The sequence below is a fragment of the Serratia sp. X3 genome (genome assembly GCF_014982455.1).
GTDB classification, from domain to species: domain Bacteria; phylum Pseudomonadota; class Gammaproteobacteria; order Enterobacterales; family Enterobacteriaceae; genus Serratia; species Serratia ureilytica.
Genome location: NZ_JADCNB010000003.1, coordinates 289,631 through 315,914, shown reverse-complemented (window position 1 = coordinate 315,914; position 26,284 = coordinate 289,631). Strand labels below are relative to the sequence as shown.

Here is a 26,284-nt window from a genome sequence, read left to right as displayed (position 1 = left end):
CTGAATTACTTCAGCAGATTATCCAACTGATTAATATCGTCATTGTTCCGCAGGTGCGGCACCTTCCAGCCGTGCTGATCGTAATCGGCCAGGCACTTGTCGACCATCTGCATCATGCGATCCATGTTGCCGGATCCCTGCGCATGGCGCAGGCACTGCAGGCGGATCTCATCCTGGCTGCCGGCGTAGTTGATCTCATACAGCTCGTGGCGCCCGCCGAACTCGCTGCCGATCGCATCCCACATCAGTTTGAGGATCTTGATGCGCTCGACGTGATCCATGCCGTCCGATCCGCGCACGTAGCGCGCCAGGTACTTGTCGATCTCCGGGTTGTTCATGTCGCGCACGCTGGACGGCAGGTAGATCAGGCCGCTGGTGACATTCTTCTCGATGATGTGTTTCACCTTGGTGTAGGCCATCGGCGCCATCACGCGATAGGTTTGCAGCGCGGCGGAATCCGGCAGGTAAGCGCCGTTTTCCCATTGGGTGGCTTCGGCGCACATCGCGTCGCTCAGCGACCAGAACAGGTTGCGCCAGGCCACCACTTCGCCCAGATCGGCCTGCACGCCGCGGAACTCCAGCACGCCGGTACACGAGAGGCTCTTTTGCAGCAGCGCGGTGATGAAGTCCATCTTCACCGCCAGGCGCACGCAGGCCTGCAGCGGGAACAGCCGGGCGAAACCGCCCTGGGTGCTCCAGCGGCGACAGCGGTCGAAATCGCGGTAGATCAGCACGTTTTCCCACGGGATCAGCACATGATCCATGATCAGGATCGCGTCGTTCTCGTCGAAGCGGCTGGTCAGCGGGTAGTCGAACGGCGAACCGGTCGCGCCGGCCACCAGCTCATAGGAGGCGCGTGAAATCAGCTTCACCCCTTCGGCGTCCATCGGCGCCACGAACATCAGCGCGAAGTCCGGGTTATCGCCCATCACCTGCGCCGAACCGAAGCCAATGAAGTTGTAGTGGGTCAACGCCGAGTTGGTGGCCACCACTTTGGCGCCGCTGACGATGATGCCGGCGTCGGTTTCTTTCTCCACCTGAATGTAGACGTCCTTCACCTCGTTGACTGGCTTATGACGATCGATCGGCGGGTTGACGATAGCGTGGTTGAAATAGAGCCCGGTTTCCTGAATGCGTTTGTACCAGTGGCGCGCGTTGTCGGCGAACTGGCCGTAGAACTCCGGATAAGCGCCCAGCGCGCAGCCGAAGGCCGCCTTATAATCCGGCGTGCGCCCCATCCAGCCGTAGCTTTGGCGCGACCAGTCGGCGATGGCGTCACGCTGCTGGCGCATCTCCTCCGGGCTGCGGGCATAGCGGAAGAACTTGTGGGTGTAACCGCCGTTGCCGGTATCGGTATTCCAGCACAGGCGATCCTGGCTGGCCGGATCGTGCAGCGCGTCGTACAGCTGGCCGACCGAGGCCGCTGCATTGCGGAACGCCGGGTGGGTGGTGACGTCTTTTACGCGTTCGCCGTAAATGTAGATTTCGCGGCTGTCCTGCAAACTTTTCAGGTACTCGGCGCCGGTGAACGGACGCTTGCTGTCGGCACGAAAGTCTTCTGGTTTCATCGGGTCTTCCTCGTAATCGGCATTTTTCAGGCCGTGGAGTCGGCCATTTGTTAAAATAATGTTTTCTTTTGGTTGCTTAATTGAAGCTGCCAAAGCCGGTTTCGAGAAGAGACTTTTGCGGCAATCGCCGGTACTTTTCAGGTCAGTTTGCCGCTTTAGCGGCAAACTGTGATCGCGGTTACGAAAGGGCGTGTTGCGCCGCGCGGTAGGTTGAAGGGGAACAGCCTTCCAGCCGATTGAAAAAACGGGCGAAATAGGCCGGATCCTTGAAGCCGAGGCTATAGGCGGTTTCATGCACCGTACAGGCGCTAAACAGCAGCATGCGCTTGGCCTCGCGCAGCAATCGATCGAAGATCAGCCGCTTGGGCGGCCGGTTGGCGAAGCGCCGACACAGGTCGTTGAGCCGCGATTCGGTCACCCCCAACGCCTGCGCATACTCCGGCACCGGCAGATGCTCGCGGAAACGCTCGTCCACCATCTTGTTAAACCGTTGAAACAGCTGCAGTTCGCCGCGCACGCCGCTGTTGGCGCTGTCTTCCAGCGCGGTGTTGCGCAGCAGCAGCGTGAACACCGCCTGCGCCAACAGCGCCAGCGTCTGTTCGCGCCCGGCCAGATTCTGCGCGAACTCGCGGCGGATCAGCGCCCAATAGTGGCTGAGCGCCGTCAGCTCCTGCGGCGCATCGGCCAGCGACAGGCAGATGCCCGGCATGTCCAGCGCCAGATTGCTGCCGGGATACAGGCGCTCCAGCAGCGGCCAAATCAGCTCCTGACGCACCGTCAGCACGTGGCCGTCGCTGTCCGGTTCGGTGAAGAACGCATGCGGCACCGACGGCGGCGTGAGGATGAACAGCGGCGCCTGCACCGAATAGTGCTGATCGTCGAGCTGCAGCTCTATCTTGCCGGTCTCCAGAAAATGCACCTGAAAGAAGCAGTCGTGCCAGTGCACCTGCATGTCGCGGCCGAAGAACGCCGCCAGCCCGGCGAAGGTTTCGTAGTGCACCTCGTCGGCGGCGTAGCGCGCGTCATACTCTTTGCAAATATCGATGTTGGCGATAAAACCGGTACTTTTCCGCACCTCATTACCTCCTGCAATCCTGCCTGTCTGCGTATCAAGGCGTCGCTCTCGGGCGCGAATCCTTCATCGGGATGCGCCACACCAGCACGGCGCCGACGATCAACAGCGCCGAGACGAAATACAGCCCGGAGTTGAAGCTGCCGGTCATGTCCTTGAACCAGCCGATCAACAGCGGGCTGAGCGCCGATCCGATATTGCCGGTGGCGTTGATCACGGCGATCCCCACCGCCCGCGCTTCCAGGCTGATCGACTGATCCGGCGTGGTCCAGAAGATCGCCATGGCGGTAAAGGAACCGACCGACGCCATCACGATCCCCAGCAGTTGGATCAGGCTGTGATCGGTGGCGGAAGCCAATAGCCAGCCGGCGGCGGCGAACAGGTACGGCAGCGCGGTGTGATGCTTGCGCTCCTGCAGCCGGTCGGATCGTTTGCTCCACCACACCATGCCGGCGATGGTGCAGATCTGCGGGATCGCCGCCAGAATGCCGATCGTCACGTTGCTGCTGCCCTGGTTGAAGCTCTGCAGGATCTGCGGCGTCCAGATATTGATCGCGCTCAGGGTGTTGGTCAGGCAGAAATAGGCCAGCGTATACATCAACACAATCGGCGTGAAAATCTCGCGCCACAGGCTGCGCTGCTGCAGCGCGCGGTGGCTGCTCGGCCCGTTGGGCTGCACCAGCTGCAGCTTGTCGGCCTCCATCATCGCCTTCAGGCTGGCTTTTTCCTCGTCGGTCAGCCACTTGGCCTTGGCCGGCGTGTCGTCGAGGTAGAACCACACCACCACGCCCAGCAGCACCGACGGAATGCCTTCCAGCAGGAACAGCCACTGCCAGCCCTTCAGGTTCATCACCCCGTCCAGCGCCAGAATATAGCCGGAGACCAGCGAGCCGATCGCCATGGTCACCGGCATGGCGATCATGAACAAGGCGTTGGCGCGGGCGCGGTAGAACGCCGGGAACCAGTAGGTGAGGTACACCAGAATGCCCGGCAGAAAGCCGGCCTCGGTGATGCCGACGATCATGCGCAGCACGTACAGGCTGGTGGGTCCGGTGGCGAACATGGTGCAGGTGGAGGCGATGCCCCACAGCACCATGATGGTGGCGATCCAGCGCCGCGCGCCGACCCGGCTCAGCATCATGTTGCTGGGAATGCCGAAGATCACGTAGGTGACATAGAACAACGTCGCCGCCAGCCCGAACATGGTCGAGCTGAGGCCGAGATCTTTGCCCATCGTCAGCCCGGCGAAGCCGATGTTGATGCGGTCGAGGAAAGAGAAAACAAACAACACGAACAGGAAAATAATCAGGCGCCGAAACAACTTTTTAATCACCGATTGCTCGGCGGCGGTTAACGCTTTATGTTGCTGCGCCGGGTTGGCCGGCGGCAGCGAATCGACGTGGTTCATGGTTCAATAGACTCCCGATGAAGGCGCTTGCGCCCCGCCCTGTTTGAACTCGTCCGCCAGGGCTTCCGCCGCCCGCGCCAGCAGGGTGGTATCCACCCCTACCGCGACGAACAGCGCGCCGGCTTCCAGATAGCGCTGCGCCAGCGCCTTGTTGGCCATCAAAATGCCCGGCGCCTTGCCGGCGGCGCGGATGCGCGCAATGGCGTCATCGATGGTGCGCTGCACCTCCGGATGCTGCGGATTGCCGGCGAAGCCCATGTCGGCGCTGAGATCCGCCGGGCCGATAAACACGCCGTCCACCCCTTCCACCTGCAGGATCGCCTCCAGGTTTTTCACCGCTTCGCGGGTTTCGATCTGCACCAGCACGCACATCTGCTCGTCGGCCTGCTGCAGGTAATCGGGCACCCGGTTCCAGCGCGAAGCGCGCGCCAGGGCGCTGCCGACGCCGCGCACCCCGTGCGGCGGATAGCGCGTGGCGCGCACCGCGTCGCGCGCCTGTTCGGCGTTCTGAATCATCGGGATCAATAAGGTTTGCGCGCCGACATCCAGCAACTGCTTGATGATCACCGCGTCGTTCCACGGCGGCCGCACCACCGGCTGGCTCGGGTAAGGGGCGACCGCCTGCAGCTGCCCCAGCACCGTCTGCACGTTGTTGGGCGCATGTTCGCCGTCGATCAGCAGCCAGTCGAAACCGGCGCCGGCCAACAGTTCGGCGCTGTAGCTGCTGCACAGCCCGAGCCACAGCCCGATCTGCGGGCGTTTTTCCTGCAGCGCTCGCTTGAAGTGGTTGGTTAACATCACATTCTCCCTGACAAGCGGGCGCGGCGCATGGCCCCCGCCCGGTTTAGTGCGGCCCGGTTCGCCGAGCCTGCTTATTAGACGAAGCGGCAGCTGATGCAGCCCATCGGGCCGTAATCGACGTGGAAAGTATCGCCGCGCCGCGCCGGCACCGGCCGGGTGAAGGAACCGCCGAGGATCACCTGCCCCGCTTCCAGCTCCACCTCATACGGCGCCAGCTTGTTGGCCAGCCAGGCCACGCCGTTGGCCGGATGATTGAGCACCGCCGCCGCCACGCCGGACTCTTCAATCACGCCGTTGCGGTACAGCAGCGCAGAGATCCAACGCAGATCCAGCGCATCCGGCTTGATCGGCCGCCCCCCCATCACCACCCCGGCGTTGGCGGCGTTGTCGGAGATGGTGTCGAACACCTTGCGCGGCCGCTGCGTCTCGGGATCGACGTTGTGGCTGCGCGCGTCGATGATCTCCAGCGCCGGAATGACGTAGTCGGTGGCGTTGTAGACGTCGAACAGCGTGCAGTTCGGCCCGCGCAGCGGCTTGGCCAGTATGAACGCCAGCTCCACCTCCACCCGCGGCACGATGAAGCGATCGATCGGAATATCGCTGCCGTCGTTGAAGAACATATCGTCCAGCAGCGCACCGTAGTCCGGTTCGGTGATCTGCGAGCTGACCTGCATGGCGCGCGAGGTCAGGCCGATCTTGTGGCCTTTGAGCGCGCGCCCCTCGGCGATCTTCAGCGCCACCCACTGCCGCTGAATGGCGTAGGCGTCTTCGATGGTGATCTCGGGATGATCGAGCGACAGCGCGCGGATCTGCTCACGACTCTTTTCCGCCTGATGCAGGCGCTGTACGGCGCGGTTAACCTGCTCTTTATCCAGCATTTACGACCCCTTATTCACGCTTTATTGAACAGCGCGTGGACATTGTTCTGTTTGTAATTCAGCACTGGATCCAGCTCTTCCATGGTGAAAGAGAGCGCCAGGTAACGCTGCGCCATCAGCGCGGCGAAGTGTTCCTTGATCAGCGCAAACAGCATCTCGCCCACCTGCTGACGGCTTTCCAGACTGCGGCCGTGGCCGATTTTCAACGTCATGTGCACGAAGGCGTAATCCTGCTTGCCGTCGGCCATCTGCCAGGTATCGAGCCAGGTGGCCCGGCTGCGCACGCCGGCCAGCGGGAAGATACCGGTCGCCGCCAGCGCCTCGTTGACCTTGGCGAACAGGGTGGGCAAATCCGCCTCGCGGCGGATGTTGTCGGTACATTCAGCGTAAAAATGGGGCATTCACACACCTCAGGCTTCAGCGGGCAAAGGGAACACGGCATTGACCTGCCCGGTGCCGGAACTGGCGAACAGCGGGGTGATGAACTCCACCTTGCCGTCGTACTTGTCCCAGCCGAGCAGGCCCAGCAGCATCACGGTGTCGTGCATGTTGCCTTCGCCGTAGCAATAATCGGCATACTCCGGCAGCATTTCGCAGAACTCGCGAAAGCGCCCCTCTTCCCAGAGCTTGACCACCCGTTCGTCCATTTGCTGGTCGAACTGACGGGTGTAGCTGTTCATGCCCTCTTCGGCGCGCTGATCGTCGATAAAGCGGTGCGACAGCGAGCCGCTGGCCAGCACCGCCACGGTGCCGTCGTATTTCTCGATGGCACTTTTGAGCGCCTCGCCCAGCCGGCGGCTGTCGGCGAAGTCATGCACGGTGCAAAACGCCGAGATCGACACCACCTTGAAATGCTTGTCGGCGTTCATGTAACGCATCGGCACCAGCGTGCCGTATTCCAGCTTCAGGCTCGGGATGTCGTGCGCCTTGGCGCGTACGCCCCGCTTGCAGGCCTCATCGGCGATCAGTTGGCCCAGCGCCGGGTTGCCGTCGTAGTCGTAAGTCATATCGCGGATGAAATGCGGCAGCTCGTTGCTGGTGTACACGCCGGAGAAATGCGCGCTGCAGTTGATGTGATAGGCGCTGTTCACCAGCCAGTGGGTGTCGAACACCACGATGGTGTCGACGCTCATCTCGCGGCAACGCGCGCCGATCTCTTTATGGCCGTCGATGGCCGCCTGCCGGCAGCCAAAGTTTTTCCCAGGGATTTCCGACAGATACATCGATGGCACATGTGTAATCTTGGCGGCTAACGCTAACTTACCCATAAGTCCTCACATGAAACAAAAATGATTCCGTGAACGATGCCGGGGCCTGATTAAACGCCCCAGCGTGGGATCGGGTGATCACCCATGGAAATGCACACGTTCTTCATTTCGGCGAACACTTCGAAGCTGTATTCGCCGCCTTCGCGGCCGGTGCCGGAGGCTTTCACGCCGCCGAACGGTTGGCGCAGATCGCGTACGTTTTGGGTGTTGACGAAAACCATGCCCGCTTCGATGCCGCGGGCCAGGCGCAGAACCTTGCTCACATCCTGCGTCCAGATGTACGACGCCAGGCCGTACTCCACGTCGTTGGCCATGCGCAGGCCGTCTTCTTCTGATTTGAACGGCAGCAGGCAGGCCACCGGCCCGAAGATCTCCTCCTGCGCCACGCGCATCCGGTTGTCGACATCCGCCAGCACCGTCGGGCGCAGGAAGTTGCCGTGGCTCAAGCCGGCCGGTTTATCCGGGCCGCCGGCCAACAGGGTCGCCCCTTCCTCCACCCCGAGGCGGATATAGCCGGAGACTTTTTCCCAGTGCTGCGGGCTGATCAACGCGCCCACCTGGGTGTTGGGATCTTGCGGATCGCCGACGCGCAGACGGTTGGCGCGCTCGGCGAAACGTTTGACGAATTCCGGGTAGATACTCTCCTGAATGAAGATGCGCGAACCGGCGGTGCAGCGTTCGCCGTTGATCGAGAAGATGGTGAACAGCGCGGCGTCGAGCGCCCGCTCGATGTCGGCGTCTTCAAAGATCAGCACCGGCGACTTGCCGCCGAGCTCCATGGAGAATTTCTTCAGCCCGGCGCTTTCGATGATGCGCCGGCCGGTGGCGGTGCCGCCGGTGAAGGAGACCGCGCGCACGTCTTTATGGCGCACCAATGCGTCGCCGGCGGTGGCGCCGTAGCCCTGCACCACGTTCAGCACCCCGGCCGGAATGCCGGCTTCCAGCGCCAGCTCGCCCAGGCGATCGGCGGTCAGCGGCGACAGTTCTGACATTTTCAGCACCGCCGTGTTGCCCAGCGCCAGGCAAGGCGCGGTTTTCCAGGTGGCGGTCATGAACGGCACGTTCCACGGCGACACCAGCGCGCATACCCCCACCGGCTGCACCAGCGTGTAGTTGAGCATCTTGTCGTCCACCGGGTAGGTCTTGCCGTTCATCTGCTGGCACACCTCGGCGAAGAATTCGAAGTTGTGCGAGGCGCGCGGGATCAGCACGTTTTTGGTCTGATGGATAGGCAGACCGGTATCGGCGGTTTCCATTTCGGCGATCTGCGGCACGTTCTGGTCGATCAGTTCACCCAAACGGCGCATCAGGCGCGCGCGCTCTTTCATCGGCGTATTCGCCCACTTGGGGAACGCCTCTTTCGCTGCGGCCACCGCCTGGTCTATCTCCAGCTGGCCGCCGGAGGCCACTTCCGCCAGCACCTCGCCGTTCGCCGGGTTGGTGGTGGTGAAATACTCTTTGCTGGCGACGTTCTTGCCGTTGATCCAGTGGTTGATGGTTTTCATCGCAGGCTCTCCTCGTAATCTTTTTCACTGATAATGTGGTTAACCAAACGGCCGATGCCTTCGATCTCCACCACCACTTCGTCGCCCGGCTGCACGTCGGCCAGCCCTTTCGGCGTGCCGGTGGCGATCATGTCGCCCGGCTGCAGCGTCATGAATTCGCTCAGGTAGGCGATCAGGAACGGAATGTCGAAAATCATGTCGGCGGTGCTGCCGCGCTGGCGCAGCTCACCGTTGACGTAGGTGCTGAGCGCCAGGCGGTGCGGATCGGCGACGTCGTCGCGATCGACGATATACGGCCCGATCGGCGTCAGGGTGTCGCGGCTCTTCACCCGCAGATTCGGCCGGTAGTAGTTCTCCAGGTAGTCGCGGATGGCGTAGTCATTGCACAGGGTGTAACCCGCCACATACTCCATGGCGCGCTCGCGGCTGACGTTGCGCGCGGTCTTGCCGATCACCGCCACCAGCTCGGCTTCGTAATGCATGTACTCCACGCCGGCCGGACGCACCGACACCTGACGGTGGCCGGTCAGGGTGTTCGGCGCCTTGAGGAACACCAGCGGTTCCTCCGGCGCTTTAAATTCCAGCTCGCTGGCGTGGTCGGCATAGTTCAGCCCCAGGGCGAACACCGTGCCCTGCGCCGGCGGCAGCCATTCCACTTCACGCTCCTGCAGCACCTCGCCGTTCGGCAGCGTGACGCGCAGCTGGTCGTCTACCTGAACGTTGACGATCTGGCCATGATGGCGAATACGGGCATGTTTCATGATGCAGCTCCTGCCTGAGTGACGCGGTTGGTCAACGTGGGCAGGCCGGCGGCGCGCACCGTCACCTCATCCCCCGGTTTGATCGCCACCCGCTGGTGCGGGGTGCCGATCAGCACCGCATCGCCCGGCTGCAGGGTGATGAAATCGCTGATGGCGGCGATCAGCTCCGGCACCGAGCGCACCAGATCGGCGGTGGACCAGCGATCCTGCTCCACGCCGTTGATCTCGGTGACGATCTCCAGCCGATCGGCGTTCTCCAGTTGCCTCATCTCCCCCAGCGGGCAGAAGCCGTCGCGGCATTTGGCCTTGATCGCCGGGCGATAGAAGCTGCTCTCCGGCAGGCTGACGTCGTTGGCCAGCGCGTAACCGGCCAGATAACGGCTCACCTGCGCCGCCGGCACCTTGCGCGCGGTGTCGCCGATGATCACCGCCAGCGTGCCGCCGCTCTGCACGGTTTCACCGGCCGGAAACGGGATCGCCCCGCCGTTGGCGAGGTGGGTATTGCGCGGTTTGATAAACCACACCGGGGTTTTGGGCGGGGTTTGATACGGCGGCTGGTGAAACGCCTGATCCCAGGCGTCCAGTTGGCTGCGGTGGTTCAGCGCAACGGAAAATACGGTGCCTTTCATGCGAACTCCTCCAATGGCAAAAACATGACAACCGGCATTCATTAATATATTAATGATTACTTTTATACGCTGTGCAGCTTTTACGCAACGCGCTTGGAGTGATTTGTGATCGTGATAACAAAATATTCACAAATTACGAACATTAGCGTGATTATTCAATGCATTAACCCTTTTTCACGCCATTTTTAGCTGCGCCTCGCATTTTTGCTTTATCCCTACGGGTAACTTTGGCTACTATTAAGTTATTAACAAAATCGGGCTTTGCGGGGCAGGCGCCCCCATAACGAGCGCCGTAACAACGAACACCTTGATAGCTAAGGCCAAACTTATGCATGAATCGTTAACCATCGCCCTGCTGCAGGCGCGTGAAACCGCCATGGGGTTCTTCCGCCCGATCCTGAAAAGCCACAATCTCACCGAGCAGCAGTGGCGCATCATCCGCGTGCTGGCCAACAGCCGTTCGATCGAATTCCACGAACTGGCGGCGGAAACCTGCATCCTGCGTCCCAGCCTGACCGGCATTCTGTCGCGCATGGAGCGCGATAAGCTGATCTTCCGCCTCAAACCGGTCAACGATCAGCGCAAGCTGTACGTGTCGCTGACCCAGCAGGGTCAGGAGCTGTATGAAGTGGCGCGCCATCAGGTGGAGCAAGGCTACGCCGAGATTGAAGCCGCCTTTTCGCGGCAAAAAATGGACCAGCTGATGACGTTGCTGGACGAGCTGATCACCCTGGGCGACAGCCTGCCCGCCAACGTCACCGCGCATCCCGCCAAGCAGTGATTGGGCCGGCCGAGATGCTTCACTGATGCTCGGATTTGCGGCTATCCTTTCCTCAAGAAAAAGCCCGAACTCGTCGGGCTTGAATTGAAAAACTGTCTCTACATTTTGAACGGCGGGACGGTCGCAGGCTTACCGTAGAGTTGCGTTTGCACGGTAGTCAGCAACTCGCCTAACGTAGCCTCAAGATATTGCATAAACTGCGGCTGATTGATGGTGCGTTCATAAACTTCAACGGGCAGGAATCGCCTCATCTCAGCATTAAATTCCCGGCTTGTAACAACGGCATGTAAAGTATCGATTCGAGCCTGCAGCAACGCTTCAAACTTGCGATCCAGGCCGTAATCGGCCAATTTTCTCGCCACCAGTTCCGCATCAATATCCGCATTCTGCTGTCTTAACCAGGCCAGATCCCAGATGTCACGATAGCGAATGCGGCGCGTAGTTGCCGGCAGAGAAACGAGTTTGTCAGCCATAATTTCACTCAGTGTCTCAACCTGGATAATCAAATCAGAATAACCGTCCGGCAACTGAGAATAATTCCTTATCAGCATCCGCGGATCGCTCGTATAGGCTGGAATATTTGCGATCTCGATTTTGATGCGTTGTTTCGGCAATTCTTTACGCTCCGGGAACGTCGTCACCGATATTTGCCATTTATCCACGGTAACATCAACGTAGTCAGGCTCACGCCTCAGTTCCGCAGGCTCTTTAACCGTCACCTCCAGGCCATACCGACTGCCAACGTAGCGCTCAATGCACGTTTTGATTTCCTTCATGTTTGCAGAGCAAAAAAGACGGCCTCCCGCAAAGTCCAAGTCCTCGCTGAAACGGCTAGAGCCGTAGCACAGGCGCAGCGACGTGCCCCCCTGAAATATCAGAGACTTTAAGAATCCCGCATTCGAGAGTGCATACAAAATGTCATAATGCAGCAGTTCCTTTTCCACCACGGGCCTGACGGACGCCAGATTATCTGACCTGACGATGTCATCGACCAGTTGATTAAAATCGACGGAGTCAGACATCAGCGAGCTCTCCCTGTTGAATGAGATGCGTATTTCTCCCTACCCGAAACAGATCTTTTATCGCCGTTTCTTTCGTCGCGATGCGCAACGGGCCTCTGCCTTCGAGGCTTCCCCGAAGAATATCGATAGGTTTCTTGCTGGTATGGGTGATTTCGATAACGCCCCAAGGAGTGACGAACTCTCCCGAACGGCCGGTAGACATGATAGTAAGTCTATCGATAGGAATTTGTGAGATGACGCCGTACTGAGATAACGCAGATTCCAGGCTGATGTAATTGTATTCTCCTCGCCGAAGATTGATCGCGATGCTCTCCAGAGGGTACCCCCCCAGAGAAGCCCGAGCATTCGCATAAACCCCCTTCGCCACTCGTTTAAGGATACCGGCGGCCACTAAACGATCGACTGATTTTTGCAATGTTTTCGGTGACTCGGCCGGGAAAAGGGTGGCGAGATCCTGAGTAAGGAAAATGTGCTTTCCCAACCTGCTGAATTTATCCAGCGTATTAATGGCTGTCATTTTATCCACGGCGTCATTCCTACGAATACTCCCCCTTATTTGGGGGATTATGTATAGATGGATACGATAACAACGATATCTCTACAAATAAACCCCTCTAAAGGGGTTTATTTGTAGATCACCGGGAGTGTTTCTGAATCAAACTTGAGCATTCGTTTCCGGCAACAGCGCGCCGCCGTCCACCACCAGCGTCTGGCCGGTGATATAGGCCGCCGCCGGCGAGGCGAGAAACACCATCGCCGCGGCGATGTCTTCCGGTTCACCCAGCCGCCCGAGCGGCACCGCGGCGGCGATCGCCTGATTCACCTGCGCGTCGCCCAGGTTGGCCATCGCCGGCGTGCGGATCATCCCCGGCTCCACGCCGTTGACGCGAATGTTCTCCGCCGCCAGCTCCAGCGCCGCCGCGCGAATAAACCCGTTCACCCCGGCCTTGGAAGCGGCGTAGTGCGCCAGTCCCGGGTAGGCCACCCGTGGGCCGGTCACCGACGAGGTCACCAGCAGGCTGCCGCCGCCGGCGCGGCGCATCCACGGCAGCGCCGCCTGCGCCAGAAAGAACGGCGCCATCAGATTGACGCTCAGCGTGCGTTGCAACAGGGCCGCGTCGATGGCGGCGAACGGCGTCAGCGGAAAATAGGCGGCGTTGTGGATCACCACGTCCAGCCGTTGGTGCCGCTCGCCCACCGCCGCCACCAACTCGGCGACCTGCCCCGGTTCGGCCAGATCGCAGGCCAGCGCCTGCACTTTCCACCCTTCGCCCCGCAGCGTTTGCGCCGCCGCCTGCGCCTGCGGCAGCTGCACGTCCGCAATCGTCACCTCGGCGCCAAGCCGGGCAAAGGCGCTGACGATCGCCAGCCCAATGCCCTGCGCGCCGCCGGTCACCAGCACCGCCTGCCCGGCGAAGGCGTCGGCCGCATAGGTTGCGCTCATCGGCCTATCCTCGCGGGTGGCGCGTGGTGTTCAGCACCTGCGCATGGGCGCCCACCGCAAAATTGCTCAGCGCGCTGAAATCGCTGCCCTGATAGCCGAGGATCTTGCCGTCGGTGCGCATGCCTTGCAGATCGATCATCACCACACCCAGCGTCGGAATGATCTTCTCGCGCCAGACGAACAGATAAAGCTGCTCCGCCACCTTCACGTAGTGGCAGCGATCGACGTCCGCCAGCCCCTTCTCCACCCCGTCCAGACACTGCCAGGCGTAGAAGTTGTCGTTCAGGTAGATGTGCTCGTACCGCTCGGTCGGGCTGTAGGTGTACATGTTGCGCATGCCGATCAGCTCATCGGTAAAGCCCGGCAGCGCCACGTCGGCGTCATCCAGCGTGCCGAAGCGGAATTCGGCCTCGACCGCGGTCAACGGCAGTCCCTGTTCCACCCGGCTGAAGGCGTCGAGCCGCGCCTGCGCTTCGTCCGGCAGTTGGCCGTATACCGCGGTGAAGTTGCCCTGATTGCGGTCGCACACCAGCGTAATGCTGGCGTTGGCGCGGGCGGGATCGAGAAAATCGATGAACAGCACGCCAGGGCGAATGCTGGTGGCGCGATAGGCGATACCGCGCCGCTCTCCCCACTCCAGCGTCTGCTCGTCGGTAAACCGGCAACGCTGCGTCGCGCCGTCGCTGAAACGCAGCATCAGCGTGATGCCTGCCAGGCCGTGCTGGCGTTCCAGCGTATTGCTGTGCGGCGCAAAGCCTTCCGCCAGCGCGCCAACCTGAATGAATACCGCTTCTGAACTCATGGAATGCTCCTTACAGGGAAGTGAAAGCCAGGGTCGGCACATCGACAATGGTGGAGCCGCCGTCGGCCACCAGCGTCGCGCCGGTAATGATTGAAGCTTCGCTGGAACAGAGGAACCGGCAGACGCGGGCGATCTCCTCTGCGCTGGCCGGCCGGCGCAGCGGCACGTCGCGGCAGACCATCTGGTAAGCCTGCTCCAGCGAAATCTGATGGGCGTCCATCAACAGCTGCATCTCTTCGTCCGCCATCGGCGTGGTCACCCAGCCCGGGCACACCGCGTTGGCGCGCACGCCCAGCGGGCCATAGTCGCGGGCTATGGAGCGCATCAGGCCGATCAGCGCGTGCTTGGCGGTGACGTAGCCGCAGACCTCCGGCCCGGCGGCCAGCGAGGCGATCGAGGCCACGAACAGCAGGTTGCCGCCGCTCTTGATCAGCTCCGGCAGGCAGGCGCGCGCGCTGGCGAAAGCGCTGTTGAGGTTGCTGTCCATCGCCCCTTGCCACTGCGCGTCGGTCATCTCGGTAATGCGCTTAAAGCCCATGCCGCCGGCGCTGCCGATCAGGCAGTCGATGCGCCCGGCGTCGCGCAGAATGGCCGGCAACAGCGTGTGGGCCCAGCTCTCGCCGCTGGCGGCGTCGCCCACCAGCGCCTGCGCGCCGATCTCTTGCGCCAGCGCCGTCAGCGGTTCCGGGCGGCGGCCGATGATGAACACCCGATCGCCCTGCGCCGCCAGCAAACGGGCGCAGGCGGCGCCAACGCCGGTGCCGCCGCCGGTAATCACAACCACTCTATTCATGATTCAGCTTCTCCATCAGTTGGCCGATCATCAGCAGGCTGCTCAACAGCAACCGCCGCTGTTCGGCATCCAGCCGCAGATAGCGGCGGCCGGCCGGCACGCGGCTGACCACCTCCGAGGCGGCGAAATGCTCGATATCCGCCTGCCAGCGCCCGTCGTTCACCGTCAGCCGCACGCGGCGAAAATCCAGCTGCGCCAGCGTCTCGCCGATCTGCGGGTAGCGCAGCAGGCCGTCCAACAGCCGCTGCGCGGCCGCATGGCGCTGGCGCAGCAGATAGCGCACGCCGCGCCGCCGCAGCCAGCCGCCGGTCACCACGTCCAGCGTCAGCGGAGGCTGCGCTGTGCACGTGCCCTGCAACCGAAAGCGGTGGCTGACGATATGCGCCATAAACAGCCCCTGCACCTGTTCGCTGACCTCGATCTGCGGCCCCTGCGGCAGCGTCAGCCGCAGCAGGCCCGGCGCCAGGCGTTCGCACGCGTAGGGTTCCAGGTTGCGCGCCAGACGGTCCAGCGCGGCGCCCGGCCGATAACCCGACGGCGCTCGCCGCCAGGCGCGATTAAGTGAGGGAAGTAAGCCGATCAAACTGCGCCTCCTCGTTTTCGCCCTTGGCGAACGCGTTCTCCAGCACCTGCTCGACCGGCACCGGCTTGAACGGATTCACTTTCTGCACGCACAGCGTCCAGAACAGCGCATAGGCGGCGGTCAGGCCGATCATCCAGCCGAAGGGAATGTAAACGTCGCTCGGGTTCATCCCCGGCGGCGTGATGTAAACGATGGCCAGTACGATGCCGACGCTGGAGACGATCTGCGGCAGCGGGAACCACGGCGATTTATAGGCGCGCGGCAGATCGGGGCGGCGCAGGCGCAGCAGCACCACCGAGCAGGTCACCAGCAGGTAGGCCACGCCCCAGGCGCACACCGCCGCCAGCACCAGCGGAATGATCTTGTCGAGGTTGCCCTGAATGGCGAAGGCATGTACGCAGGGGATCAAGACCGCCACCAGAATGCCGACCACCGGCGTCTTAAAGCGCGGGTGCAGATAGGCGAACATGCGCGGCAACGCGCCGTCCAGCGCCATGCCGTACAGAATGCGCGGCACCGCCGCCATCAGCGTGTTGATGGTCGCCGCGCCCGCCAGCAACAGGCCGACGCCCAGCCAGTACTTGCCGAACTGGCCCATCACCTGGCCGGCGAACGCCGGGATGGCCATCGGCGTTTCCAGCAGACGCGTGCCGCTGGCGGCGTCGATCACCACGTTTTCCACCTGGTGGCTGAGCGCCGCGCCGTACAGCGCCATACACACCGCCACGCCGCACAGCCCGAGCGCCATCGCCCGCGGGATCACCCGATCGCAGCGTTTGATCTCCGGCGCCATCGGCGTCACCAGCTCGCAGCCGACGAACATGAACATCGCCATGCCGATCAGGCTGAACACCGCGAAGGGATCGTTCAGGTTCAACGTGCTGCCGAACCAGCCCTCGAGCGGCACCGCATGCGGCGACAGCAGCCCGACGATGCCGAAAATCACCAGCGTGCTCCACATGGCGAAGGTCAGCACGATCTCCGCCTTGCCGAAGGCCTCGATGCCGAACGCGTTGAGCAGGCCGAACACGACAACCAGCCCGACGCCGACCATCCAGGAGGCGTTGTGGCTTTCCATCAGGGTATTGAGGTGCTCGAAGTTCACCAGCGCCATGATTCCGGAAAGAATGGTCTCGGCGGTGCCGGCGAAGATATGCACGATCAGGTAGGCCGACAGCGCGCCGGTGATGGCGAAAAAGCGCCCCATGCCGCAGGAAATGTAGTCGTAAACGGAACCGGAGGTCGGCAGCAGCGCCGCCGCTTCGGAGAAGGTGGTGAGCTGCGCCTGCATCATGACAAAAGCGATCAGCATCGCCAGCGCGAAGGTGTCGCCGCCGATGCCGAAGCCGCTGGTGACGGTCAGGATCACCGGGCTGGCCATGATCACCCCGACCGAACTGGCCAGGGTGGTGGGAAAGCCGACCTTGCCTCGAGCCAGGTGGGCGTGCAACCGCGACGACAGGTTCATGGTTATTTCCTCTTATAGTTTTGGCCTGATGCATGCAGGTGCTTGCAGGTTTTTCACCGCCAGCGGCGGTCATCTCACTATAGAGAGGAAAGGAAAATGCTGACTATCGTCCTTAAGGACGAGACGCTTTCAACCTGCGGCCGCGCTCAAGGCGGCGCGCTCGCTCAGCATGAAGCGGCTCGGCTCAGCCCAAGCAAGGTCATCATTTTTTCGTCTTATACGTTTGGCGCCGCCTGGCGCTATCTTCAATTCGCAGTGTAGGAAGCGGCGGAAAAGCCTGGCTATCGTTCTTAAGAACGAGGGGCAGCGGAAGCGACGTCGGCTGTAGCACGCGCGCAGCGGCGATGGCCTCCCCCGGGCAGGCGTTGAAAAGCGCTGTAAATTCAGCGGGAAAAACGTCGAATTATTTCATTAACCTATTAATGAAAATCGCGACAAATCCGAACAAAAAAGCCCTGATTAACGCAGTGTCATCTTGTTATTTCTGTATTTTATTGCAATCGGCCTCACGTTGTTAATATGTTTTTATTGTGTTGCCAAATTGCTACAACTATGCTTGTATCGTTCATATATTGACCGCCAACATTCTCCAGATTGAACGATAAAGGGAGGAATACGAATCATGCACAGCACAGCATCCGATGCCTTTATCAACAGTTGTTTGGCGACCATTACGCACCTGATCCCGGTGTCCGCCGGGGTGTTTTATCTGGTCGATCGCGACCTGCGGCCGGATCACTACATCCTGCACGGCATGCCCGATAAAACGCATCAGCAATACCTGAACCACTTCCAACAGATAGACCCGCTGCAGCCAGCCAACTTCCATCGGCAAGACATCACCATGGTCGGCATGAGCCCGGCGGCGATCGCCGACAACCGCCGCTATTACCACGACTTTATGCTGCCGAACGACATGCGCGACATGACGGAGATTTTCATTCGCCAACGCAAACGCATCGTCGCCGGGGTGTCGTTGATCCGCGATACGCCGTTTACCGAATTGGAGCGCGGCCGCCTGCGCGCGGTGCTGCCGCTGATCGAGCTGGCGACGCGCGATCTGCTGCCCGACAGCGAGGCGCAGCTGCTGACCGCCAAGGAACAAGAGATCGTCAACCTGGTGCGCGAAGGCGCCAGCAATAAGCGCATCGCCCTGAAGCTGGGCATTTCGCTGTCCACGGTGAAAACCCATATGCGCAACATTTTCGCCAAAACCGACGTGGTGAACCGCACCGAACTGGTCGCCGGCGGCTTTCTCGCCCACGGTTAACGCCCGATAACGGCCGCCGCTGCCGGCGGCCGGAAAATAACGCCAAAACGTATTCGCCATTTATGGCGCGGCTCCCCCCTGCCCGCAATCGGGCCGGGCGGGATATTTCATCGTCACTCAACGCTTGGGGAATAAGGTTTATGTCCAGTGATTCGGTTTCCGCGCCCGCCGCCGGCGCGGCGCTCCCCTGCCCGCCGCGGCTGCTGACCGCCATTATCGTCTTCGCCGCCATCGCGCCGGGCATTCTGATGACCGCCCCCGCCGTGGCCGCCCAGCTCGCCGCGCAGTGGCAGCTCGGCCCGGCGCAGATCGGCCGACTGTTCTCCACCGAACTCGGTGCCATGAGCCTGGCCACGCTGCCGGCGTGGTGGTGGATCGGGCGCATCAACTGGCGACGGGTCGCTACGCTGTCGGCGCTGGTGTTTATCGCCGGCAACCTGGCTTCGGCGCTGGTGCAGGACTTCACCCTGCTGCTGCCGCTGCGCTTTATCGCCTCGCTGGCGGGCGGCACCCTGATGATCCTGTGCATCACCTGCGCCGCCGGCACCGCCAATCCCAGCCGGGTCTATGCCTTCTGGGTGCTCGGCCAGCTGGTGCTGGGCGCGGTGGGGCTGCTGGCGCTGCCGCCGTTGTTCGCACACTTCGGCCTGATGGCGGTCTACCTGATTTTGGCGGCCATCATGCTGTGCTGCCTGCCGCTCATCCCGGCGTTTCCCAACGGTTTCACCGCCGCACGCAGCGCCCGCAGCGGAGCCGCCGCCTCGCCGGCGCGCAAGCTGTGCGCCGTGCTGGCGGTGCTGACCTTTTACATCAGCCTGAGCGCGGTCTGGACCTTTATCGGCGGCATCGCCGCCGGCGCCGGGCTATCGCCGTCCCACAGCGGCCAGGTGCTGGCCGTCGCCACCTTGCTCGGCATCGTCGGTGCGGGGGCCGCGGCGATGATCGGCGCGCGCTTCGGCGGCGAGCGCCCGATCGCGCTCGGTTACGCCCTGCTGCTGGCCAGCGTGGCGCTGCTGACTGGCCAACCCTTGCTGTTGCGCTTCGCCCTGGCGGCCCTGCTGTTCAAATTCACCTGGACCTTCGTGCTGCCATTCATTCTGGCGCGGGTCGCCGGGTTGGATAACGACGGCAAGCTGATGAACGGCATCAACCTGGTGATCGGCGGCGGCATGGCCATCGGCCCGACGCTGGCCGGCTATCTGATCGAATATTCCGGCGGTTTCAACGCCTTGCTGTTCGGCGCGCTGGGCTGTGCGCTGCTGTCGCTGCTGTTGATTTCGCTGGCTTCACCGCGCGCACCGCGCCGTATAACAGGAGGAGAAAGGTGAAAAGAACAACCGGTTTCTTGTTTGATGAACGCTGTTTCTGGCACAGCACCGGCCTGCACGCCACCACCCTGCCGGTCGGCGGCTGGGTGCAACCGCCCTCGGGCGCCGGCCATGCCGAATCGCCGGAAACCAAACGGCGCATGAAGAACCTGATGGACGTGTCCGGCCTGTCGCGCCAGCTCACCCTGCTGAGCGCCGAACCGGCGACGGAAGAAGACCTGCTGCGCATCCACCCCGCCCACTATCTGCAGCGCTTCAAACAGGTGAGCGACAGCGGCGGCGGCCTGCTGGGGGAAGAGGCGCCGCTGGGGCCGGGCAGCTATGAAATCGCCAAACTCTCCGCCGGGCTGGCCTGCGCGGCGGTGGAGGCGGTGCTGCAGGGTGAGCTGGATAATGCCTATGCGCTGTCGCGCCCGCCGGGCCACCACTGCCTGCCGGATCAATCGATGGGCTTCTGCTTCCTGGCCAATATCCCGATCGCCATCGAGCGCGCCAAGGCCCGTTACGGGCTCGGAAAAGTGGCGGTGCTCGACTGGGACGTGCACCACGGCAACGGCACCCAGCACATCTATTGGCGGCGCGGCGACGTGCTGACGCTGTCGCTGCATCAGGACGGCTGCTTCCCGGCGGGCTATTCCGGCGAACGGGATCGCGGTGAAGGCGACGGGGCGGGCTGCAACGTCAACGTGCCGATGCTGGCCGGCGCCGGCGACGACGGCTACCTGCACGCCATGCGGCGCATCATCATCCCGGCGCTGGAAAAATTCGAGCCGGAGATGATCATCGTCGCCTGCGGTTACGACGCCAACGCGCTCGATCCGCTGGCGCGCATGCAGCTGCACAGCGACAGCTTCCGCGCCATGACCGCGCTGGTGCAGGAGGCCGCCGACCGGCTGTGCGGCGGCAAACTGGTGATGGTGCATGAAGGCGGCTACGCCGAATCCTACGTGCCGTTCTGCGGGCTGGCGGTGATGGAACAGCTGAGCGGCGTGCGCACGGAAGTGCTGGATCCGCTGCTGGCGTTCATCCAGCAACAGCAGCCGCGCGACGCCTTCAACCGCTTCCAGCGCGAGGCGCTCGATGCGCTGGCGCGCCAGTTCGGCCTGTAGTTCCCTCTCAGCGGGCGCCGCACCCGGCGCCCCTGACAACCTCGCCGCCAGCCGCTACGCTGAAGGGCAACCCTACCACCATGAGAACAATAACATGTCCGAACAAACCGTCAGCTTTATCAAAGGCCGTCACGGCGACATCGCGGTGCACGACTGGGGAAACGACCAGCCGCGCTATCTGGCGCTGCTGGTGCACGGCTACGGCGAGCACCTCGGCCGCTATCAATACGTGGCGCGCACGCTGCAGACGCAGGGCGCGCGGGTGTTCGGCCCCGACCATCTCGGCCACGGCCTGTCGCAGGGCGAACGCGTGTTGATCGAAGATTATGACGCCGTGGTCGACGACGTGCAGCGCGTGGTCAGCCATTTCCGGCGGCAATATCCCACCTTGCCGCTGGTGGTAATCGGCCACTCGATGGGCGGCATGATCGCCACCCGCTACGTGCAGCGCCATGGCGAGGAAGTGCGCGCGCTAGTGCTGTCCGGCCCGCTGCTCGGCGACAGAACGGCGATTTCCGATCTGGCCGAACTGCCGACGATCCCCGACGCGCCGCTGGATACCGCCACCCTGGCGCGCGATCCGGCCGTCGGCGTGGCCTATCAGGAAGATCCGCTGGTGTGGCACGGGCCGTTCAAACGCCCCACTCTGCGCGCCATGCAGCGGATGCTCGCCGCCATCAACGCCGGGCCGGGGTTCGGCGCGCTGCCCACGCTGTGGATCCACGGCGACGACGATCGGCTGGTGCTGATGAGCGAAACGCAAACCGCGCTCGACCGTCTGCGGGGCGACGACTTCGAACAGCTGATCAACACAGGCGGGCGGCACGAGAGCTTTAACGAAACCAATAAGGATCAGATCCTCAAGCGGGTGACCGATTTTATTGCGCGGGCGTTAGATTAAGGCGTTCCCCCTCAGCGGGCTGAGGGGGACATGACGGCGTCAGCCCTCGACGATGGCGAGGTAGTGTTTGACGAAGCGATCCGAGGTGATGTCCCAGCGCACCGGGGTGCCCTTTTCGACGAACCAGGAGTCGCCGGCCTGATACTGCACCGACTCGCCGGTGCGTTCGTTGGTCAGGGTGGCGCTGCCTTCCCACACCGTGGCGTGCTCGGCGAACGGGTACTCCATCACGAAGCTGCCGCGGGTGCAGCTGAACACGCCGCAGTTCAGGTTGTCGGTCGGTTCGCCGAAGATGCTGGCCACGCCGACGTTCGGCGTGCCGGCGATCACCGTGGCGCCCAGGTTGCTGACGCTGCCGATCTCCAGCAGTTCCGGCAGCGGTTGTTTAAGCAGTAACGGTTTCATGTGATTCTCCTCTGAGGGTTAACGGCGGCCTTTCCAGTAGCCGGATGTCTGGTGCCAAACCTTGCCGGCGGTGGTCATCACCCGCCGCAGCTTGTCCTTGCCGAAAATGTTGACGTGCGGGATCGAGCTCATCAGATCGTAGCGATCGGATCCTTCGCTCATGCCCTCCGCCAGCACCTTGCACACGATGTGGCTCGGCGTCACGCCGAAGCCGGAGTAGCCCTGCACGTAAAACACGTTGTCGCGATCCGGCAGTGTGCCGATCTGCGGGAACAGGTTGGCGCTGCAGCAAAGCGGGCCGCCCCAGGCCAGATCGATCTTCACGTCTTTCAGGTACGGGAACACCTTCAGCATCAGATTGCGGTTCCAGGCCTTGAGATCCGACGGGAAATATTCGATCAGGCGGGTGGCGCTGCCGAACAGCAGCCGGTTTTCGTTGGTCACCCGGTAATAGTCGATCACCGGGCGGATGTCGCTGTAGGCGCCGCGGATCGGGCTGATCTGACGGATCAGATCGTCAGACAGCGGCTCGGTGGCCAGCTGGAAGGCGTAGGTATTGATAGTCTTGCGGTAGATCTGCGGCTCCATGCCGTTGAGGAAGCCGTTGCAGGCCCACAGCATTTTGTTGGCGCGCACCGAGCCCATGGCGGTGCGCACCGTGATGCGCGGCCCATACTCGACGTTGAGCACGCTGCTGTTCTCGAAGATTTTCACCCCGTAGCCGCTCAGCGCCTTGGCCTCGCCCAGCAACAGGTTAAGCGAATGCACGTGGCCGCCGCCCATGTGTTTCAGCGCGCAGGTGTAGGCGTCGGAGCCCACCACCTGCTTCACCTCCGCCCCGGTGTAGAGCTCGATCTCCTCCTGCGGCGCCACCGCCCTGAACTCCTTCAGCCAGCCGCGCAGGGTCTTCTCCTGGCGCGCGTTGCTGCCGAGGTAGCCGTAGCCGAAGCAGAAGTCGGCGTCGATGTCATATTTCTTGATGCGCTCGCGGATAATGCCGGCGCCGAGGTTGCTGATCTTGAAGATGGTTTCCAGCCCGGCCGGGCCGACGTGGCGTTTGATCTTCTCCAGATCGTGGCCGATGCCGGCCATCACCTGGCCGCCGTTGCGTCCGGTGCCACCGTAGCCCAGATAGCGGCCCTCGAGAATGGCGATATTGGTGATGCCCTTCTCCGCCAGCTCCAGCGCGGTGTTGATGCCGGAGAAGCCGCCGCCGATGATCACCACGTCAACGTCCAGCTCCTCTTCCAGCGTCGGGAAGCGCAGATCGTATTTTTTGGTCGCCGCGTAGTAGGTTAAGGACTCGATTTCGTTGTTCACTGCCGCACTCCCGATTGCCTATGCCATGACATCGGATTATCGGGAGGCGGCAGCCGTGCCGCTATGTCCCCTTAGGGACATTCGCTACAAAAAATTAACATTCACGCGCTGCGCCGCTGCGGGGCGGCCAGCAGCAGGCTGAACAGTTCGGCCTGCGAACCGATGTTCAGCTTGCCGTAGATGTTCTTGCGGTGGTTTTTTACCGTGCCGAGGCTGATGAACAGCCGGTCGGCGATCTGCTGCGAACCGCAGCCGGCGAGGATCAGATCGACAATCTCGCGCTCGCGCGGCGTCAGCAGATAGCGCGCCTGAGCGCCGTCATCGTTCACCGTCGCGGCCTCGGCCGGCGCCGCCACCACTTCGCCGTGCAGCCGCGCCACGCTTTTCACCAGCGTCAACGCGCTGCGCAGATCCGCCCGCTGCGGGTAGCGCACCGCCACCGTGCGGCGCGCCGAACCGAAAAAGACGCCCAGCCCGCGCTCCGGCGTCAGCTGCAGCAGCACGCCGGCCTCGTCGTGCCAGCCGGTCTTGCGATAAAAATTACGGTAATAGTCGCTGTGATAAAACCCGCAGGGTGCCAGCTGGCGCAGCGTGAGCACCTCGCCTTCGCCGCCGTCGTTCAGCGCGCGGTAAAACGGATCCTGCAGGTAGGCGCCCTGCTGGTAGAGCTGATTGACCGCGTCGCTGTTTTCGCGCTCGGTTTTAATCAGGCAGCGCGGCGGCCGGCCGCGTTCGAAGGCATAGACGATGGCGTTGTCGAAGGCGAAAAACCCTTCCAGCCAGTTCAACAGGCTGGGATAAAAGCGTGGGCTGGCCACCGCATCGATCACCGCAGACAAGCGTTCAACCTGAATTTCCATACCCGCCTCGCCATTATTAACACATTAACAATCTACCGATTTCGGATGGGGTTGGCCGCACGACGGCCAGTACTGTTAAAAAAAGCATCCGCAGCGCCGAAATGCAAGAACGCGATCGTTTACATGTTAAACAACTCACAGGTTGCCGCGGCGGGGAAAGCGGTGGCCGCTCCGCGCCCGCTGGCTTATGCTGTGGCATCGCGCCCCGCAACGCCGTCAAGGAGACCTCATGTCCGTCAGCCACATCATCGCCAACCGCCAGACCTGGTTCGGCCACGGCAGCATCCAGCAGCTGCCGCCGCTGCTGCTTGCCGACCCGCAGCCGACGCTGCTGTTCAGCTGCCGCTCTTTTCTCAACGGCCCGGTGTACGCCGGCCTGCGCGAAGCGCTGGCACCGCTGTTCATCGGCACCGAAATCGTCAGCCATGAGGCGTCGCCGCAGGAAATCGACGCCTGGGTGGCGCGCTGGCGCGGCCAGGCGCGGCGCGTGGTGGCCATCGGCGGCGGCAGCGTGCTGGACGCCGCCAAAGCGTTCTCCGCGCTGGTTGAGCACCCGCTGCCAACGCTGCGCTATATGGAAAAGGTGGGCGACAGCAAAATCAGCGGCGCCACCCTGCCGCTGATCGCCATTCCCACCACCGCCGGCACCGGCAGCGAGGTGACGCAGAACGCGGTGATCACCGATACCCAGGTCAGCAAGGTGAAAGCCTCGCTGCGCCATAACAACTTCGTACCGCACACCGCCATTCTCGATCCGCAGCTGCTGGCGGGCGCCCCGGACAAGGTGCTGGCCTACTGCGCCATCGACGCCTTCACCCACCTGTTCGAGGCCTATCTGTCGAAAACCGCCGGCACCATGACGCGCGATATGTCGCTGAGCGGCATCCGCCACTTCCTCGCCGCCTGGCCGGCGCTTAACCGCAGCGACGCGGCGCGCGAAGCGATTATGCAAGCTTCCTACCTCGGCGGACTGACGCTGAGCGCCGCCGGGCTGGGGGTCATTCACGGCATCGCCGGCGAGATCGGCGCGCTGCGCGACTACCACCACGGGCAGGTCTGCGGTCGCCTGCTGCTGCCGTTCCTCGCCCTATTGGAAAGCAGCGAACAGCCGCAGCAGCGCGCGCTGATGGCCGAGCTGGCCGCCAGACTGTACCCGCACTGGCAGGGCAGCCCGGAGAGCTACCTGACCGATTTCATCACCCGCCACGCCATCGCGCCGTTCTGGCAGGACGATTTGCCGATTTCCGGCCAGGAATTGGCGGTGGCGCTGGAGAAATCCAACAGCAAGAATTCCTGGATCGACTATGCGCCGGCGCAGCGGCAACGGATGATCGAAGAGGCGTTTCGCGTCGAATGATTATATAATCAGATCAACGCACTAGCAGGAGTTAAGGAAATGGGCATCATCGGCTGGATCTTCGCCGGCATCGCGGTCGGCATCCTGGTCGGCGCGCTGATCAGAATCTTCGGCAAGAAGAAAGAACAGTAAGCGACTTTAAGCAGCATCAAATGCCTGCTCGACAATACCGTCTTTTCTCAACAAATAGCGGCGGTGTGTTCCCAGTTCGAGCAGGCAAAGCGCCCCATGGTTGGCGATATCAAACGCACCATAATCCAGGTTGCACATATTGCCCAATTGGCGCGCGCCTTCACCTGGCGTATGCCCGCACAGTACATAACCGACATCCATTATTGGCCCATCGTATTTGGCACGGTTACGCCGGCGCCCAAAAAGACAGCTATGCGTACTCACCGGGTCTCCAGATTTCAACCCTGTAAGGAACGTTTCGAGGCAATCTATTTCAGGAGGCACCTCAGCATGAATCACGCAATAATCGACTTGAGCGACGGTGAGTTTAATCACCCAAGGGAGCATCATGGCGAGCTGCTGGCAGCGGTACCGCATCGCATCGTCCAGTTCAAAAAACCAATCTCCGCCCATCATCTTCCATCTCTGCGCGATCTCACTTTGCCGCTGGCTCTCGGTCGCTTGCCTATAATCAAGCAGCACTTTCTCATGATTGCCCAACACAGAAAAAAACCAGGGCTGCTCAAGTAATGTCAGACACCCCAAACTGTTCGTACCACGATCGATTAAGTCACCCACGGCGACCAGACGATCACGGCGTGTGTCGAACCCGACATGCTCAAGCAGCACACGTAACTCATCCAGGCAGCCGTGCAGATCGCCAACGGCAAAATCTCGCCCCTGTTCATTCTTGGCCAATTCGGTAATCATCCTTCCTCACCTGTCGAGTAATCACTTGCAGCACACCTCTTTTGTTCATAATATTATTTTGTTCACGAC

Annotated in this window: 28 protein-coding genes; 7 read left to right on the top strand and 21 right to left on the bottom strand. The window is 62.1% G+C overall.

Annotated elements, in window-relative coordinates; genetic code table 11:
- Positions 1 to 5 precede the first annotated feature (5 nt).
- From hpaB to IMX17_RS15665, 10 genes are all read right to left on the bottom strand, one after another.
- Positions 6 to 1,568 carry a 4-hydroxyphenylacetate 3-monooxygenase, oxygenase component gene (gene hpaB, locus IMX17_RS15710; protein ID WP_004933158.1) on the bottom strand — a complete coding sequence of 521 codons (1,563 nt, stop codon included), beginning with the start codon at positions 1,566 to 1,568 and terminating at the stop codon, positions 6 to 8.
- Between the two features lie 178 nt (positions 1,569 to 1,746).
- The gene (gene hpaA, locus IMX17_RS15705) at positions 1,747 to 2,643 is read right to left on the bottom strand and encodes a 4-hydroxyphenylacetate catabolism regulatory protein HpaA (RefSeq protein ID WP_004933161.1); all 897 of its coding nucleotides are present in this window, start codon (positions 2,641 to 2,643) and stop codon (positions 1,747 to 1,749) included.
- Positions 2,644 to 2,677: 34 nt separating this feature from the next.
- Positions 2,678 to 4,048: a 4-hydroxyphenylacetate permease gene (gene hpaX, locus IMX17_RS15700; RefSeq protein WP_074055320.1), complete on the bottom strand. Its 1,371-nt coding sequence runs from the start codon at positions 4,046 to 4,048 to the stop codon at positions 2,678 to 2,680.
- Between the two features lie 3 nt (positions 4,049 to 4,051).
- The gene (gene hpaI, locus IMX17_RS15695; RefSeq protein ID WP_015376539.1) at positions 4,052 to 4,846 is read right to left on the bottom strand and encodes a 4-hydroxy-2-oxoheptanedioate aldolase; all 795 of its coding nucleotides are present in this window, start codon (positions 4,844 to 4,846) and stop codon (positions 4,052 to 4,054) included.
- Between the two features lie 77 nt (positions 4,847 to 4,923).
- Positions 4,924 to 5,727 (bottom strand): 2-oxo-hept-4-ene-1,7-dioate hydratase, encoded by an 804-nt coding sequence (gene hpaH, locus IMX17_RS15690; protein WP_046898067.1) that lies wholly within the window; start codon positions 5,725 to 5,727, stop codon positions 4,924 to 4,926.
- 14 nt (positions 5,728 to 5,741) lie between these two features.
- Positions 5,742 to 6,128 carry a 5-carboxymethyl-2-hydroxymuconate Delta-isomerase gene (locus tag IMX17_RS15685; RefSeq protein ID WP_193549963.1) on the bottom strand — a complete coding sequence of 129 codons (387 nt, stop codon included), beginning with the start codon at positions 6,126 to 6,128 and terminating at the stop codon, positions 5,742 to 5,744.
- 9 nt (positions 6,129 to 6,137) lie between these two features.
- Positions 6,138 to 6,995, bottom strand: a complete 858-nt coding sequence (gene hpaD, locus IMX17_RS15680) for a 3,4-dihydroxyphenylacetate 2,3-dioxygenase (RefSeq protein ID WP_193549962.1) — start codon at positions 6,993 to 6,995, stop codon at positions 6,138 to 6,140.
- 50 nt (positions 6,996 to 7,045) lie between these two features.
- Entirely contained in the window at positions 7,046 to 8,500 is a 1,455-nt protein-coding gene (gene hpaE / locus IMX17_RS15675) for a 5-carboxymethyl-2-hydroxymuconate semialdehyde dehydrogenase (protein ID WP_033651367.1), read from the bottom strand.
- The gene (locus IMX17_RS15670; RefSeq protein WP_016929192.1) at positions 8,497 to 9,261 is read right to left on the bottom strand and encodes a fumarylacetoacetate hydrolase family protein; all 765 of its coding nucleotides are present in this window, start codon (positions 9,259 to 9,261) and stop codon (positions 8,497 to 8,499) included. The genes hpaE and IMX17_RS15670 overlap by 4 nt, the downstream gene beginning before the upstream one ends.
- Positions 9,258 to 9,890 (bottom strand): fumarylacetoacetate hydrolase family protein, encoded by a 633-nt coding sequence (locus IMX17_RS15665; protein ID WP_193549961.1) that lies wholly within the window; start codon positions 9,888 to 9,890, stop codon positions 9,258 to 9,260. The genes IMX17_RS15670 and IMX17_RS15665 overlap by 4 nt, the downstream gene beginning before the upstream one ends.
- A gap of 328 nt (positions 9,891 to 10,218) precedes the next feature.
- Between IMX17_RS15665 and hpaR the strand changes: the two genes are divergently transcribed.
- Positions 10,219 to 10,671 carry a homoprotocatechuate degradation operon regulator HpaR gene (gene hpaR / locus IMX17_RS15660; protein WP_046898065.1) on the top strand — a complete coding sequence of 151 codons (453 nt, stop codon included), beginning with the start codon at positions 10,219 to 10,221 and terminating at the stop codon, positions 10,669 to 10,671.
- A 98-nt stretch (positions 10,672 to 10,769) separates the two neighbouring features.
- Here the strand turns inward: hpaR and IMX17_RS15655 are convergent, their stop codons facing one another.
- The 7 genes from IMX17_RS15655 to IMX17_RS15625 all read right to left on the bottom strand — a co-directional run bounded on the left by IMX17_RS15655 (position 10,770) and on the right by IMX17_RS15625 (position 16,783).
- Positions 10,770 to 11,693 (bottom strand): nucleotidyl transferase AbiEii/AbiGii toxin family protein, encoded by a 924-nt coding sequence (locus IMX17_RS15655; RefSeq protein ID WP_193549960.1) that lies wholly within the window; start codon positions 11,691 to 11,693, stop codon positions 10,770 to 10,772.
- Positions 11,686 to 12,219 carry a type IV toxin-antitoxin system AbiEi family antitoxin gene (gene abiEi, locus IMX17_RS15650; protein ID WP_046898063.1) on the bottom strand — a complete coding sequence of 178 codons (534 nt, stop codon included), beginning with the start codon at positions 12,217 to 12,219 and terminating at the stop codon, positions 11,686 to 11,688. Before abiEi ends, IMX17_RS15655 begins: the two co-directional genes overlap by 8 nt.
- A gap of 129 nt (positions 12,220 to 12,348) precedes the next feature.
- Positions 12,349 to 13,137, bottom strand: coding sequence for an SDR family oxidoreductase (locus IMX17_RS15645; protein ID WP_182265250.1), 789 nt, complete (start codon positions 13,135 to 13,137; stop codon positions 12,349 to 12,351).
- Positions 13,138 to 13,141: 4 nt separating this feature from the next.
- Positions 13,142 to 13,939, bottom strand: a complete 798-nt coding sequence (locus tag IMX17_RS15640) for a MoaF C-terminal domain-containing protein (protein ID WP_046898061.1) — start codon at positions 13,937 to 13,939, stop codon at positions 13,142 to 13,144.
- 10 nt (positions 13,940 to 13,949) lie between these two features.
- Positions 13,950 to 14,732: an SDR family NAD(P)-dependent oxidoreductase gene (locus IMX17_RS15635; protein WP_046898060.1), complete on the bottom strand. Its 783-nt coding sequence runs from the start codon at positions 14,730 to 14,732 to the stop codon at positions 13,950 to 13,952.
- Entirely contained in the window at positions 14,725 to 15,315 is a 591-nt protein-coding gene (locus IMX17_RS15630; protein WP_089192545.1) for a DUF3156 family protein, read from the bottom strand. Before IMX17_RS15630 ends, IMX17_RS15635 begins: the two co-directional genes overlap by 8 nt.
- Positions 15,290 to 16,783: an APC family permease gene (locus IMX17_RS15625; protein ID WP_046898058.1), complete on the bottom strand. Its 1,494-nt coding sequence runs from the start codon at positions 16,781 to 16,783 to the stop codon at positions 15,290 to 15,292. The genes IMX17_RS15630 and IMX17_RS15625 overlap by 26 nt, the downstream gene beginning before the upstream one ends.
- A gap of 96 nt (positions 16,784 to 16,879) precedes the next feature.
- On the opposite strand from IMX17_RS15625, the gene IMX17_RS15620 reads away from it, so the two are divergent.
- The 5 genes from IMX17_RS15620 (at position 16,880) to IMX17_RS15600 (ending at position 21,391) form a co-directional block, all read left to right on the top strand.
- Positions 16,880 to 17,044, top strand: a complete 165-nt coding sequence (locus IMX17_RS15620) for a hypothetical protein (RefSeq protein ID WP_193549959.1) — start codon at positions 16,880 to 16,882, stop codon at positions 17,042 to 17,044.
- A gap of 361 nt (positions 17,045 to 17,405) precedes the next feature.
- On the top strand, positions 17,406 to 18,053 hold the full coding sequence (locus tag IMX17_RS15615) for a LuxR C-terminal-related transcriptional regulator (protein ID WP_033651375.1): 648 nt from the start codon (positions 17,406 to 17,408) through the stop codon (positions 18,051 to 18,053).
- Between the two features lie 140 nt (positions 18,054 to 18,193).
- A complete protein-coding gene (locus IMX17_RS15610; protein ID WP_182265245.1) occupies positions 18,194 to 19,381 on the top strand; it encodes an MFS transporter in 1,188 nt (395 codons plus the stop codon).
- Positions 19,378 to 20,490: a class II histone deacetylase gene (locus IMX17_RS15605; RefSeq protein WP_046898056.1), complete on the top strand. Its 1,113-nt coding sequence runs from the start codon at positions 19,378 to 19,380 to the stop codon at positions 20,488 to 20,490. The genes IMX17_RS15610 and IMX17_RS15605 overlap by 4 nt, the downstream gene beginning before the upstream one ends.
- A 94-nt stretch (positions 20,491 to 20,584) precedes the next feature.
- The gene (locus tag IMX17_RS15600) at positions 20,585 to 21,391 is read left to right on the top strand and encodes an alpha/beta hydrolase (protein WP_193549958.1); all 807 of its coding nucleotides are present in this window, start codon (positions 20,585 to 20,587) and stop codon (positions 21,389 to 21,391) included.
- Positions 21,392 to 21,430: 39 nt separating this feature from the next.
- Here the strand turns inward: IMX17_RS15600 and IMX17_RS15595 are convergent, their stop codons facing one another.
- The 3 genes from IMX17_RS15595 to IMX17_RS15585 all read right to left on the bottom strand — a co-directional run bounded on the left by IMX17_RS15595 (position 21,431) and on the right by IMX17_RS15585 (position 23,976).
- Positions 21,431 to 21,796 carry a cupin domain-containing protein gene (locus tag IMX17_RS15595; protein ID WP_015376517.1) on the bottom strand — a complete coding sequence of 122 codons (366 nt, stop codon included), beginning with the start codon at positions 21,794 to 21,796 and terminating at the stop codon, positions 21,431 to 21,433.
- 18 nt (positions 21,797 to 21,814) lie between these two features.
- Positions 21,815 to 23,116, bottom strand: coding sequence for an FAD-binding oxidoreductase (locus tag IMX17_RS15590; protein ID WP_182265243.1), 1,302 nt, complete (start codon positions 23,114 to 23,116; stop codon positions 21,815 to 21,817).
- A 101-nt stretch (positions 23,117 to 23,217) separates the two neighbouring features.
- Entirely contained in the window at positions 23,218 to 23,976 is a 759-nt protein-coding gene (locus IMX17_RS15585; RefSeq protein WP_046898053.1) for a helix-turn-helix transcriptional regulator, read from the bottom strand.
- A gap of 229 nt (positions 23,977 to 24,205) precedes the next feature.
- Here IMX17_RS15585 and IMX17_RS15580 point away from each other — a divergent pair, with 229 nt between their 5' ends.
- Complete coding sequence (locus tag IMX17_RS15580; protein WP_182265242.1) at positions 24,206 to 25,333, top strand: iron-containing alcohol dehydrogenase; 1,128 nt, start codon at positions 24,206 to 24,208, stop codon at positions 25,331 to 25,333.
- A gap of 138 nt (positions 25,334 to 25,471) precedes the next feature.
- On the opposite strand, the gene IMX17_RS15575 is transcribed toward IMX17_RS15580, so the two are convergent.
- A complete protein-coding gene (locus IMX17_RS15575; RefSeq protein ID WP_052759943.1) occupies positions 25,472 to 26,215 on the bottom strand; it encodes a metallophosphoesterase in 744 nt (247 codons plus the stop codon).
- Positions 26,216 to 26,284: the final 69 nt, after the last annotated feature.